We start from the raw sequence: 12,163 nt of genomic DNA, 5'->3' as shown, positions 1-12,163 counted from the left end.
TCGGGGGCGGCTCCTTACGTTTATCGCCGTTACCGGTACGCGTTAGCGCGAACGCAGGGAACGCAGCTTCTCCTTGGCCTTCGACACCGCGTCACGAACCGCAGGACGAGCCTTGTACGCCAGGGTGTAGGCGCGGTAACCCAGCGAGGTGACCGGAACATCCCAGGTACCCGGGTACTCCACCGACTCGCCGCCGAAGGACTTCTTGAACTTCGTGAAACCAGCCCACTCGTGATCCGGCTGATCCTCCGGCGCAATACCGAACAGGTCAACGTACTTCAGGCCCTTACGCTTAGCGTCCAGGATGAAGTTCGTAACCACCGGAATACCCGCGGACAGGCGACGATGCTCGAAAGAAGCCGCCGCGTGCGCGTAAGTGCGGGTGTCGTCCGAGTCGTACACGAACGCCGCCGCAATCGGGGTGCTCTCGCCATTCTCGCCTGCCAGCTTCGCAATGTAGAGCGACGCCGCGCCGGCGGGCATCAGCACGCGAGCAACCTGCATCAGGTAGTCATCCTGCTGACGGTTAAAGCCGTTACGGTCCGCGGTCTCATCCAAGAATGCGAACAGAATCGACAAATCCTCAGGGTTCGTCGACACCTCAATCGTCACACCCTTCTTGTGGATGTTGCGGTGCAGATTGCGGTTATTGGACTTCATGCCCTTGAGAATCTCATCCTCAGAGCCCGAAAGGTCAATAATCTGCGTGTGCGAAGGCTGCACCTGGCGAGGAGCCAGCACCGCACCGCGACGAGCCAGGAACGCCGCAGCGTCCTGATCGCCCCAGATGGCGGACTCAGTAGGCTCAATACGCACAAACAGGCAGCGATGCTTCGCAGCCTCATCCTTCAGCGACGCGAGCGCCTCATCGAAAGCCACTGCGCTCGAAGCAACCGGTCCGTACGGGCTGTACAGGTAGCGGCCGGTAGAGCCGCCCTCAACGGTCGCAAGGTACGACCAGCCGTTACCGCTCTTACGGATCACGGTGTGACCATTAGATTCCTGAAAACGTGCCCAAATATCGGACTGAAGAATATTGCTCATTCCTCTAGTGTATCCGAGCTTAGGGAACGTAAGCCTGCGGCTCCGAGGAAGCCTCGGGGGTAGGTGCCGGGCGAGCCGAGGAGGTGCTCTCCTCAGCCTCCTGCTCGGCAGCAGCCTTCGCCTTCGCCTCGGCTACACGGGTGCGCAGAGCCGCGCCCTTGTCCATAGCGCTCTGACGCAGATCCTGAGAGAACTGACGCAGATCATCGTGCACCTGGCGGGCGAAAGAATCAGTGCCCGAACCCAGGATACGCAGAGCCAGCAGACCAGCGTTGCGAGCACCGTTAATGGAGACGGTAGCCACCGGAACACCGGCGGGCATCTGAACAATCGACAGCAGCGAGTCCATGCCCTCGAGGTTCTTCAGACGCACCGGAACACCAATCACAGGCAGAGCGGTGACGGAAGCGAGCATACCGGGCAGATGAGCGGCGCCGCCGGCACCGGCAATAATCACGCGAATACCGCGGCTGTGAGCCTTCTTGCCGTACTCAATCATGTCCTCGGGCATGCGGTGTGCAGAAACAACATCAGCCTCGTAAGGGATGCCGAACTCGTCCAGAACCTCGGCTGCGGCCTCCATGACCGACCAATCTGAATCCGAACCCATCACAATGCCAACAATGGGCTGGGAAGAATTATAGGGAGACTGAGACATAATCCTCATATCCTTTCAGGATGCGGTGGCGAACCACCATCAATAGGGTGCGTCGGATACGCAGGATACTCTCACCCCACGCACCGGCTAAAAATAGGGCTACAGGGGGCGGCCGTCACGCAAAATGGAGGCGGCATTCGCGGCGCTATGGCGCAGCGCCTCAAGCTCAGCCACCGTGCCAGAAATATTCACGTGACCAATCTTGCGGCCCGGACGAGTCTCCTTGCCGTAGAAGTGGATCTTTGCGCGCGGTTCAGCCGAAAGCGCCAGCGGGTAGACACCGAAAATATCTTCGTTCTCGCCGCCCAGATAGTTCTTCATCACGGCAACACCCTCCAGCACGGAGGTATCACCCAGCGGCAGGTCGAGCACAGCACGCAGGTGCTGCTCGAACTGGCTGGTCACCGAGCCGTCCTGAGTCCAGTGGCCGGTATTGTGCGGGCGCATCGCCAGCTCGTTGATGTAGAAGCCGGCGGGGGAGCCAGGAACCTCGAAAAGCTCAGCCGCCATTACACCGGTCACGCCCAGCTCGGAGGCAATGGTCACCGCAGCGGCTGCGGCAGCCTCAGCGATCTCGGGGTCCAGGTTCTGCGCGGGTGCAATGACCTCGTCGCAGATGGAGTTCACCTGGATGGTCTCAACGACCGGCCAGGGGCGCACTTCGCCGCTTTCACGGCGAGCCACTAGAGCGGAGAGCTCACGGGTGAAGGGTACTTTCTCCTCGGCAAGTAGGGCGGAGAAATCGGTGCGGGAAGGCAGCTGCTCAAACCATTCGGCGCTGCGCTCGCGAGCCTCCTCGGGGGAATCAAGAACGAGTACGCCCTTGCCGTCGTAGCCGCCGCGCGGGGTCTTCAGCACCACGGGCCAGCCGATCTCATCACCGAAGGCGAGCAGCTCATCCAGGGTAGAAACCTGAGCCCAACGCGGGTTCGGCAGACCCAGGTGCTCAACGGCCTGGCGCATCAGGAGCTTGTCCTGGGCGTACTGCAGGGCTTCGGGGCGGGGCTGTACATTTACGCCCTCTGCCATGAGGGTGCGCAGAAATTCGGTGGGCACGTGCTCATGGTCGAAAGTGATGACATCCTTGCCGCGAGCAAATTCGCGGAGAGTGTCCAAATCTTTGTAGTCCCCGACGGGTGCGGTACGTACCGCCGCCACGGCGCCGACGGTGGGCGCCTCCGCAAGAATCTGCAGGTCGAGGCCAAGGTTAGTTGCTGCGGGTGCCATCATGCGGGCCAGCTGGCCTCCGCCGATGACGCCAATTACGGGTCCAGTCACAGGGTAAGTCACAGCACCTAAGTGTACCGGTTTCAGAGTGCTTATGGGAGCAAGACCACATTAAGGTCACAGAATGAGTACAAGCGCCCCAAAGCGCCCAGTATATGAGGGAGAACGCGGGCCAAAACCGAAAAATACACCTGCTACAGCCGCGGAAAATTCGGCGGAACACCCGGTAGAACACGGTGAAAAGAGACTCTCGGTAGCTGAAAGGTCCATGGAAAAACTCTCAGAGGTACAGAGAAGACGGCGGGACTGTATTAACATATAAGAGCTTGTAAAAGAGGCTGAAGCATTCGACCGTCACCGCGTAACTCAACGCCCACCGTCGCATACAGGCCCTTTTTCCCGATAAAACTCCGCTAGATAGGCCCCGTATGAGCGCACAGACGAAACCGACCCTCACCGAACGCTTGAAATCCCTCTGGGACAGCTACGGTATTGAGGTCCTCAAATTCGGTACCGTGGGTGGCGCCGCCTTCATCGTAAACTCTGTGACGGTGTGGGTGCTGATGATGACCGTCATGTCGCAGTCCCACACCAAGGCGAAGGTCGTTGCAAGTATCGTCGCAACCATCTTCTCGTGGCTCATGAACCGTCTGTGGACCTTCCGCGACTCCCGCTCCGAAAACTGGAAGCGCGAAGCCATCGAATTCGGCCTGGTGAACCTGCTCGGTATCCTCGTTGAGGCAGGCTGTGTGGCGTTCAGTACCTACGTGCTGAACCTGCGCACCCCCGAGGCGTCCTTCATCTCCGGTACGATTATCGGTACGATTCTGGGCACCATCCTGCGATACTTCCTCTACCGCTTTTGGGTGTACGGTTCGCACCGCCAGAAGGTCGAAGAGGGTGAAGGTACCGACCATGAAGAGCTCGGCCGCATGTTTGACGATGCCGCCGCCATCCTCGACGGTGAAGAGTCCAGCAAGCAGAAGGCTAATTCTGAGGCAGGCGCATCCGAGGCACAGTCGAAGCCCGGTTCGCAGAACTCCTAGACCCGCCTAACACCGACCATCAGCTAAGACTTGTTCCAAAAACTTATCCCCCGATACACGCTGTATCGGGGGATAAGTTTTTTAAAAATCTAGAAACTTTGGAAGACTCACTAGGCGCGGGAAACTAGTTTCGGGGAATCTCCACCGCACGCTCGGAATCCATCAGAGACGCCAGCTGCTCATCCTGCCAGCCCACAGTCGGGTCAGTCACAAACACCGCATGACCGGAGAGCAGAATCGCCAGCACCTCCAGCAGAGTACTCAGGGTCGCCTCGGATGCATCAAAACCGTAGTCGGGGCTCAACTCCAACGCGAGCGCGCGCTGGCCTGAAGACAGCGTATAACCCGCCGTGCGGTAGACCTGTGCCTGCGCGAGCGCCTGCTCGTAAGCTTCCGCATAGGTGAAGCCCTCAAGCATCTCAGCTGAGTCATCCGGGAGCATGCCGGAGTATCGATCACCGAAGCTACGCACCAGCGCGCAATAATCAAGCACATCATCCGCGTAGGAGGACAGCGCCTGCAAGTCCCCGGTGTAGGAAAGCGCCAGCGGCGCACGATCCACCGCCAGAAGGTACGCGGGGTCATTCGTGTAGCTAGCCTCCTGCTCGGTGCAGACTGCGGCAACCAACGGCTCATCCTGGTTCAGCAGAGCGCCCACACGCAACGCCGCCAAGCCCAGAACAATAGTGCGCCAGTGCAGGGGAGCCTGAAGGTCAAAGCCCTCACCAGGCTCCAGTTCGCATTCTTCAACCAGCAGGTTTGCGCTCTTATCAACCCAGTTCATGAGGACCCTGCCGGAGAGCTCAATGCGCTCGCCGTTTGCCGAGTACCAGATGAGCGCGGGGGTCTGCTGGCTGCTGAGCTTCTCGAAGAAGTGGTTCAGAGTTGTGGGCACGGAGGCGCCGGTGGGGGAGAGAGTAACCATGGGTTTCACTCTACCGCACGGGCTGAAGGATGGTTGGGGAGAATGTGCGTGGCGGTAAACGATACAGGGGTAAAGTAAAAACTTCTAAGGGCACCTTAAAAACCTAATGGTTCGAAATATTTGACAGTCCTAATGCATCATTTGGGGATATGACATAAATATGAATTGGAAATGTAAATGCTTCGCAATGCCTCGGAAAAATATTCAGAAACCGTATAGTGGAAAAGATAAGTTTTTCTTATCTAATTATTAGATTCTTTCTCTGTGGTCGGGGGGGGGCAGGGCAAGGTGAACGTCGCGCGCCCCCTATATTTGCAGCCAGGATGCAGAATTTGCAGACAGTGGAAAGTGGCCTGGAGAAGGGAAAATTTGAGGCAGCCTTGAGTTGTGAATAGGTGCAAGTGGCGTGCAGGAAAATATATAAAGGTCAAATTCACATTAAATATGACGTCCCTAACACGTACATCTAAACAATGTTTAAGTCTAGTTTGACGAATCGGCGTGTCGCACGTCTAATAGATATATAAGCGCGTTTGCTTTGGGGGACCGTAGAGGCCAGAGCAAACTATGCCACACCATACACACTAAGATTCCGTTCACAACGGATCCGCAGACTCATTAAGCTCACAATGAGAACACGGAAGGAAAACCCATGGGCTCCTATATTGCATCGGACCGCTCCATCGCGGCCGCGCGCGCATCAGGCGCTCAGCACCGTAGCATGAATCCCACTCAATCCCTCGAAAAAGCTGCCGACGCCTTTCTAGCAGACGCAGAACGAAACATGCCGCCCTGCACCGACGTATGGACCGCAGCGGCAGGACTCTACGGAACCGAAGGCGAAGACGGAGAACTCGCCTGGCAAGCTGAAGCACTCTGCGCCCAAACCGACCCCGAAGCCTTCTTCCCCGAGAAGGGTGGCTCCACCCGAGACGCCAAAAGGGTATGCGGTGTATGCCCCGTGCGTGAAGAATGTCTACAATATGCAATGGACAATGACGAGCGCTTCGGAATCTGGGGCGGCCTGTCAGAACGTGAACGTCGCCGACTCCGCAAGCAGGCGAGCTAAGCCAGGAAGGTACCATCCACATGCAGACCGCACGACTGTGCTCCCGCCAGACCTGCCAGCGAGAGGCGACTGTTACTCTCCAGTACTCCTACGCAGACTCCACGGCAATCATCGGCGCTCTCTCTGAATTTCGCGAACCCCACGCCTACGACCTCTGCGACGAACACGCCGCACGCCTGACGGCACCGCAGGGCTGGCGAGTGGTCTACAAGGTACCCGTCCAGAGTTCGGACACCGCCGAAGCGTAAAATTCGAATCCAAGATTTAAACACCTGAATGCAAAGAACCTTCCGTGAATTCACATGGAAGGTTCTTCGCATATGAGAAACTGGCAGATAGTACAGACACCCGCAACTCACTCAAACACCAATCACTCGAAAAGAACACGAGATCAATGAGCAAAGAAACACACCGAGGAATGTGGGGCGCACTGCGCCCGGCGATCCGCCGTACCAGCGCCGACGAACTTCTCCAGGCCCGCCGAGCCGAGACCGCCACCAGCGAACCGGCACCTCACACCGGCGCCTTCGGACGCATCGCCGCAGACGTACCCACCGTTGCCGAAGAACCCGACCTGCCCACCGGCTCCGTACCTGTCGTACCCGCACGCAGTAAACTCCGTGAGCAGGGCGTCGGCACCCGCGTGCGCACCCGCACCAACGTCTCCACCGGCTTCGTGCCCCTCGTCCGTGATTCGAAGAGCACCCCCAAAAACCCGACCCTCAGCGACCTCAACCGCGAAACCATGCAGAAGGCCGCCGAAGCAGAAGCCGCAGCCACTGCAGAAGCTGAAAAGGCCGCTGTAGCAGACACCGTCGCCACCGCGGAGGCAGCAAGCGCCTCCACCGCCGGACGTAAGTACCGCACCGAAACCACCCGCACCGGCCACACCCAGGCAGTTGCAGACCCCAACGCGCCCTTGTCCTCTCTGGCTTCCTCGCCCGAGGCCGCCGAACGCGCCGCAGCCCGTGAAGACGCAGTGGAAGACACCCCGCGCCTCCTCAAGCTTCGCGCAACCCTCATCGCGCTGACCGTACCGCTGACCGTACTCATGATCGCAATCCGTGCCGTAGCCTCTGCGCCCTTCCTCTGGCTCGAATACCACCGACCCGGCTTCCCCGAAGACAGCTACGGCTACTACCTCATCGAAAGGATGCGCCTGGGCTCCTACGGCGTGGACTACATCAACAACTTCGCGCCGCGAGAATACCTCGCCCGCGTCACCACCGGTGCCGACAACACCCTCGCCTTCACCGAAGCAGAAGTAAACCACATGCACGACGTGAAGTGGGTGCTGCTCATCGCCACCGTTGCCGTAGCCGCGCTCTTCCTGGTGACGCTCTTCAGCAGCATCTCTCTGCGTGAGCGCGCCCCCGGAACCATTCGCCGTAGCCTCTTCGCCGGCACCTGGATTACCCTGGGACTCATCGTGGTGCTCGGCGTTGTGGGCGCATTCGGTTGGGAATGGCTGTTCACCACCTTCCACCAGGTGTTCTTCCCGCAAGGCAACTGGGAGTTTTCCGTACGAAGCTCCCTGATTCGCCTCTACCCGCCGCAGTTCTGGATTGATGCGGCAATCGCCGTAGCGGCCCTCGTAGCAGTGCAGGTTACCCTCCTGCTCATCACCACCTGGCCCACCAAATACCGCAAGCTCAAGGCAGAACGCCGCCGCCAGGAGCGCCAGGAACTGCGCGTCAAGCTCGCCTCCGCACGAGTCGGCGAGAACTAAAATCATCAGCCACTTCACCGTGCCAACCCACGCGGAAAGGGCACAACAAAGGGGGCTGGCTCTACCACACGGTAGAACCCAGCCCCCTTCGCTATACCCAAGCTCGCATCGCTCGCGCCTAGATCCGAGCCTAAGACCCGGCTCTAAAACCCGAGGCTAAAACCTGAGCCTAAATCCAGGACTTAAACCACATGTGCGAATACCACTGCTCATAGGGAATCACCTGAGCAGTCCACAGCGGCATAAAGTACGCACTCAATACGAGCACGCCCACCAGGTAAATCGCCACCAGCGTCACGCCCAAACGAGCACGCAACACCGAACCGCGAGCACCCGACAGCGCCAGGCCCAAAACACCCGCCAACAGCAGGATCAGGAACGGCTCAAAGGACAGCGCGTAGAAGTAGAACATCGTGCGGGTCGGGTACATAAACCACGGGAAATAGCCCGCACCGAACACAACCAGCAGCGCACCAAAACGCCAATCACGCTTCAGCAGCAGAACCAGAAGCGCCACAATAATCGCCGGAATAAAAGCCCACCAAATCGCCGGGTTACCGATATTCAAAATAGCCTCGGAACAGGACTTCACGGTACAGCCCGAAGAACCAAGCTTCGGCGACTCATAGTAGTACGAGGTCGGGCGGCCCAAAACCAGCCACTGCCACGCCTGCGAAGCATACGTGTGCGGGCTACTCAAACCCGAATGGAACTTGAACGCCGAAACATGGTACTCCCACAGGGAACGCAGATCCTCAGGGAGCCACATAACACCCTTGCCCGGGTTCTCAACAGCCCAATGGCGGAAATACGCATTCGACGACTGGAACCATCCCGCCCAGGTGCTCAGGTACACCAGCAGACCCACACCAATCATCTGGAAGAACGCGGGGATGCCATCACGTACCAGCGCCGTCAAACCCCACTTGTTCAGACCCACAATACGGCGAGCATTAATATCCCAGAACACCGTCAGCAGACCCATCGCCGCAATAAAGAACAGCGAATTCCACTTCACGCCCACCGCGGCACCGGCACACACACCGGCAGCAAAACGCCACAGGCGCAGACCCATGCTCGGGCCCCACGGCATCGGCGGAAGCACACCGCTATTCTGACGTGCCGCCTCCGCAATATGGCGCGCCAACACGCGCCGCGCCTGAACACGGTCAAGCACCAGGCACACAAAAGTCGCCAGAATCCAGAACATCTGGAAGATATCCAGCAGAGCCAAACGAGACTCCACCAGCATTAGGCCATCTACCGCAGCCAGCAGCGCCGCAATAGTCGCCACCGTCATCGAACGGAACAGCAACCAGCCAGCATACGCAATCAACGCCACCGACAGGGTGCCAATCACCGCAGCAGAAACACGCCAACCAAAGGGATTATTATCACCAAAAATCGCCATGCCCGCGGCAATCATCCACTTACCCAACGGCGGATGCACCACATACTCTGGCGAATCCGGCAAAATACCCGAAGGGTGACCCGCCGCGAAAGACGCATTAGCGTCCTTCGACCAGCTCAACTCATAGCCGTAATGAACATACGAGTAGGCATCCTTGGCGTAGTAGGTCTCATCAAAAACAATGGCATTCGGATGCGCCAAATTATAAAAACGCAGAATACCGGCAACCAGCACAATCAGTGCGGGCGCCAGCCAACCCCAACGCGGGGCACGAATATAGGCAACAGCGAGCGCATCCAGCAGAGAATCGAGGCTGTAACGACCACGTTCAAACGAAGAACGGGCCGAACCAGCCGAACCAGCCGGAGCGGCAGATGCGGGAGAAAGTAGCTTAGGTATCTTCACCCCATCAATCCTAAAGGGTCAGAACGCACGATGCACCATTTCAGCCCGTGAACGGCTTATATGACGCACCCGGAACCTGCACCTGACGCAGAGCTCTGACCTGCGCCCCACCCGGCAAGATTACCCGGCGCCGGATTGAGCGCGGGCGTTACACTTAGTGGGTACACGAAGACCAGACACAGACACGAGGCCTGCCATGACCGCACCCGCAGAATACACCGAAGAAACCACCGACCCCGCAGAAACGGTCGAGGCACCCGAGACTGACACCGCTGATGCTGCTGTCACCTCTGAAGAAGGCGGCGTGCTCATCCTCGGCGGCACTCCCATCGGCAACCTCGCCGACGCCTCCGACCGTCTGCGTACTGAACTCGCCACCGCAGACCTCATCGCCGTTGAAGACACCCGCAAGCTGCGAACCCTCGCCTCCGGGCTTGGCGTGCGCACCCGCGGCCGCGTCATCGTCAACCACGACCACAACGAAGAAGAACGCAGCGAAACCATCGTGCAGGCGGTACAGGATGGCCAGCGCGTACTACTGCTCTCGGACGCGGGCATGCCCACCATCTCCGACCCCGGCTACGTTGCCGCCGCAGCCGTCGCGGAAGCCGATCTGCCCGTCACCGTGGTGCCCGGCCCCTCCGCCGCACTGACCGCGCTCGCGCTCTCGGGCCTACCCACCGGACGATTCACCTTCGAGGGCTTCCTTGCGCGTAAGGGCTCCGAGCGCACCCGCCGCCTGGCATCGCTGGCGGGGGAAGAGCGCACCATGATCTTCTACGAATCCCCGCACCGTACCGCCGCAACCCTCGCAGACTTCGTGAAGACCTTTGGTGCGGAGCGTCGCGGAACCGTCAGCCGTGAGCTAACCAAGCTCCACGAGGAGGTTCGACGCGGTACCCTGGCTGAGCTTGCCGAGTGGGCCGAGTCCGAACGTATTCGCGGTGAAATTGTCATTATCGTCGAGGGCGCGCAGACCCCCGAAACCCCCGAAGCGCAGGACGTCGTGCAGCTAGTCCTCGACCGCGTGGCTGGCGGCGAGCGCCTCAAGAGCGCCTGCGCCGCGGTCGCCGCCGAAACCGGCACTTCCAAGCGAGACCTGTACGAGGCGGCACTGGCTGCCCGCTCCGAATAACCTAGACCGCTTCGAATAGCCCGGACTTACCCCACAGCTTTAACCCTAAGTTTTTATCCCAAGGATTTATCAATGTGTCAGAGCCACCCCGGTCCTGAAATCACCCAGGAATACTTGAACTCCCTCGCCGCGCTGGCGAACTACACCCTGCCCACTCCCGCGGCGCTCCAGGCGACCGCCCTGCCTAACGGCTGGGAGCCCGTGCCCGGTGAAGTGCCCGCCCCCTATCAGGCGGAACTCTACACCGGCATCAGCGACGCCGAAGGCGGAGAAGGAACCCGTCGCCGCTCCACCACCGGCGAGAACGGCCGCAGCCGCAACCTGGTCTTCCCGCCCGCTCCCGAGCCGCTGCCGTACCCCATCGTGGATAACCACACCCACATGGACCTGCTCGACGGCGAGGTAGAAATCAGCGCCCGCGACGCACTCGACGCCGGTGAGAAGCTCGGAATCGGCGCCATCGTGCAGGTCGGATGCGATATTCCCTCATCCCTGTACGCGGTCGCCGCCGCCCAGGCTGATGAACGCGTCCTCGCCGCCATTGCGATTCACCCGAACACCGCCCCCGAACTGGCTGCAACCGGTCAGCTGGAGGCTGCGCTCGCCACCCTCGATGAGCTCGCCGCCGCCGACCGTGTGCGTGCTATCGGTGAGACCGGCCTGGACTATTTCCGCACCGGTGAGGAAGGCAAGGAGGCGCAGCACTACAGCTTCCGCGAGCACATCCGCCTGGCGAAGAAACACAACCTGGCACTGCAGATTCACGACCGTGACGCCCACGAGGACGTCGTGCGCATCCTGGACGAGGAGGGCGCGCCGGAGCGGACCGTGTTCCACTGCTACTCGGGCGGGCCCGAGCTGGCCGAAATCTGTAACGAGCGCGGCTGGTACATGAGCTTCTCGGGCACGGTCACCTTCAAAAATTCGAAGGGTATTCAGGAATCGCTGACCATGGCTCGCCCGGAGCTGATTCTGGCCGAGACGGATGCGCCGTTCTTGACCCCGCATCCGTTCCGCGGTCGCCCGAACGCGTCGTACATGACAAACTACACGGTGCGTTTTATGGCTGCTCACCGCGGTGAGGAGCTGGAAGCACTATGTCGCCTCATCCGCGAAAATTCGGAGCGCGTGTACGGTCAGTGGTAGGCGCGTACAGCCTGTAGCGGATAGCTACTCCGGGGCGCCCACTCCGGCTGAGCGCGGTTGCATACTCAGCCACGTGAAGATGTGGGAGGACTTCGTTGTCTCGGATGCTGACTGGGCTCTGATTGCTGAGGATGACATCCTTACTTCTCCGGATGCCGAGGCGGTAGTGGACGCAATCATCACCAAGTACCCGCAGGTTCAGCTGGTGAACCTGTGCGATGCGTACTCGTTCAAGGCAGGCACCATGAACCCGCGCCTGGGCGTGGGGAAGTAAGTAAGCCTCTTTGAGAAAGCCCCTCTTTGTCATATATGCATGAACTGCGCCCCGAAACTTGGACGCTATAAATAGTAACCCTTACACAGCTTCC

General features: G+C 59.6%; 12 protein-coding genes. 7 read left to right on the top strand and 5 right to left on the bottom strand.

The window, feature by feature from the left end; all coding sequences use genetic code 11:
• Positions 1–42: 42 nt before the first annotated feature.
• The 3 genes from RWZ58_RS05510 to RWZ58_RS05500 all read right to left on the bottom strand — a co-directional run bounded on the left by RWZ58_RS05510 (position 43) and on the right by RWZ58_RS05500 (position 2,992).
• Positions 43–1,044 carry a peptidoglycan bridge formation glycyltransferase FemA/FemB family protein gene (locus RWZ58_RS05510; RefSeq protein ID WP_314657935.1) on the bottom strand — a complete coding sequence of 334 codons (1,002 nt, stop codon included), beginning with the start codon at positions 1,042–1,044 and terminating at the stop codon, positions 43–45.
• 19 nt (positions 1,045–1,063) lie between these two features.
• Positions 1,064–1,702 carry a 5-(carboxyamino)imidazole ribonucleotide mutase gene (gene purE / locus RWZ58_RS05505; RefSeq protein WP_314657934.1) on the bottom strand — a complete coding sequence of 213 codons (639 nt, stop codon included), beginning with the start codon at positions 1,700–1,702 and terminating at the stop codon, positions 1,064–1,066.
• A gap of 99 nt (positions 1,703–1,801) precedes the next feature.
• Positions 1,802–2,992 carry a 5-(carboxyamino)imidazole ribonucleotide synthase gene (locus RWZ58_RS05500; RefSeq protein WP_314657933.1) on the bottom strand — a complete coding sequence of 397 codons (1,191 nt, stop codon included), beginning with the start codon at positions 2,990–2,992 and terminating at the stop codon, positions 1,802–1,804.
• Positions 2,993–3,357: 365 nt separating this feature from the next.
• On the opposite strand from RWZ58_RS05500, the gene RWZ58_RS05495 reads away from it, so the two are divergent.
• A complete protein-coding gene (locus tag RWZ58_RS05495) occupies positions 3,358–3,975 on the top strand; it encodes a GtrA family protein (protein ID WP_314657932.1) in 618 nt (205 codons plus the stop codon).
• 124 nt (positions 3,976–4,099) lie between these two features.
• Here RWZ58_RS05495 and RWZ58_RS05490 read toward each other — a convergent pair whose 3' ends face one another.
• The gene (locus RWZ58_RS05490) at positions 4,100–4,900 is read right to left on the bottom strand and encodes a TIGR03089 family protein (RefSeq protein WP_314657931.1); all 801 of its coding nucleotides are present in this window, start codon (positions 4,898–4,900) and stop codon (positions 4,100–4,102) included.
• A 652-nt stretch (positions 4,901–5,552) separates the two neighbouring features.
• On the opposite strand from RWZ58_RS05490, the gene RWZ58_RS05485 reads away from it, so the two are divergent.
• The 3 genes from RWZ58_RS05485 (at position 5,553) to RWZ58_RS05475 (ending at position 7,698) form a co-directional block, all read left to right on the top strand.
• Positions 5,553–5,969: a WhiB family transcriptional regulator gene (locus RWZ58_RS05485; RefSeq protein ID WP_314657930.1), complete on the top strand. Its 417-nt coding sequence runs from the start codon at positions 5,553–5,555 to the stop codon at positions 5,967–5,969.
• A 20-nt stretch (positions 5,970–5,989) separates the two neighbouring features.
• Positions 5,990–6,217 carry a DUF3499 family protein gene (locus RWZ58_RS05480; protein ID WP_314657929.1) on the top strand — a complete coding sequence of 76 codons (228 nt, stop codon included), beginning with the start codon at positions 5,990–5,992 and terminating at the stop codon, positions 6,215–6,217.
• Positions 6,218–6,363: 146 nt separating this feature from the next.
• Positions 6,364–7,698, top strand: a complete 1,335-nt coding sequence (locus tag RWZ58_RS05475) for a TIGR01906 family membrane protein (protein WP_314657928.1) — start codon at positions 6,364–6,366, stop codon at positions 7,696–7,698.
• 169 nt (positions 7,699–7,867) lie between these two features.
• Here RWZ58_RS05475 and RWZ58_RS05470 read toward each other — a convergent pair whose 3' ends face one another.
• On the bottom strand, positions 7,868–9,514 hold the full coding sequence (locus tag RWZ58_RS05470; protein ID WP_314657926.1) for a phospholipid carrier-dependent glycosyltransferase: 1,647 nt from the start codon (positions 9,512–9,514) through the stop codon (positions 7,868–7,870).
• A gap of 196 nt (positions 9,515–9,710) precedes the next feature.
• Between RWZ58_RS05470 and rsmI the strand changes: the two genes are divergently transcribed.
• The 3 genes from rsmI (at position 9,711) to RWZ58_RS05455 (ending at position 12,069) form a co-directional block, all read left to right on the top strand.
• The gene (gene rsmI / locus RWZ58_RS05465; protein WP_314657925.1) at positions 9,711–10,649 is read left to right on the top strand and encodes a 16S rRNA (cytidine(1402)-2'-O)-methyltransferase; all 939 of its coding nucleotides are present in this window, start codon (positions 9,711–9,713) and stop codon (positions 10,647–10,649) included.
• 72 nt (positions 10,650–10,721) lie between these two features.
• Positions 10,722–11,795, top strand: coding sequence for a TatD family hydrolase (locus RWZ58_RS05460; protein ID WP_314657924.1), 1,074 nt, complete (start codon positions 10,722–10,724; stop codon positions 11,793–11,795).
• A complete protein-coding gene (locus RWZ58_RS05455; protein WP_314657923.1) occupies positions 11,728–12,069 on the top strand; it encodes a glycosyltransferase family 25 protein in 342 nt (113 codons plus the stop codon). The genes RWZ58_RS05460 and RWZ58_RS05455 overlap by 68 nt, the downstream gene beginning before the upstream one ends.
• Positions 12,070–12,163: the final 94 nt, after the last annotated feature.

It is taken from the genome of uncultured Rothia sp. (genome assembly GCF_963544205.1).
Lineage (GTDB): Bacteria > Actinomycetota > Actinomycetes > Actinomycetales > Micrococcaceae > Rothia.
Note: the sequence above shows the minus strand (reverse complement) of the source record. Positions and strands in the feature narration are given on the sequence as shown.

What these genes read in the sequence shown, in the direction of transcription:
- rsmI (WP_314657925.1), top strand. Translation starts at nt 9,711, where the DNA reads ATGACCGCACCCGCAGAATACACCGAAGAAACCACCGACCCCGCAGAA.
- RWZ58_RS05480 (WP_314657929.1), top strand. Translation starts at nt 5,990, where the DNA reads ATGCAGACCGCACGACTGTGCTCCCGCCAGACCTGCCAGCGAGAGGCG.
- RWZ58_RS05495 (WP_314657932.1), top strand. Translation starts at nt 3,358, where the DNA reads ATGAGCGCACAGACGAAACCGACCCTCACCGAACGCTTGAAATCCCTC.
- RWZ58_RS05490 (WP_314657931.1), bottom strand. Translation starts at nt 4,900, where the DNA reads ATGGTTACTCTCTCCCCCACCGGCGCCTCCGTGCCCACAACTCTGAAC.
- purE (WP_314657934.1), bottom strand. Translation starts at nt 1,702, where the DNA reads ATGTCTCAGTCTCCCTATAATTCTTCCCAGCCCATTGTTGGCATTGTG.
- RWZ58_RS05475 (WP_314657928.1), top strand. Translation starts at nt 6,364, where the DNA reads ATGAGCAAAGAAACACACCGAGGAATGTGGGGCGCACTGCGCCCGGCG.
- RWZ58_RS05460 (WP_314657924.1), top strand. Translation starts at nt 10,722, where the DNA reads ATGTGTCAGAGCCACCCCGGTCCTGAAATCACCCAGGAATACTTGAAC.
- RWZ58_RS05485 (WP_314657930.1), top strand. Translation starts at nt 5,553, where the DNA reads ATGGGCTCCTATATTGCATCGGACCGCTCCATCGCGGCCGCGCGCGCA.
- RWZ58_RS05510 (WP_314657935.1), bottom strand. Translation starts at nt 1,044, where the DNA reads ATGAGCAATATTCTTCAGTCCGATATTTGGGCACGTTTTCAGGAATCT.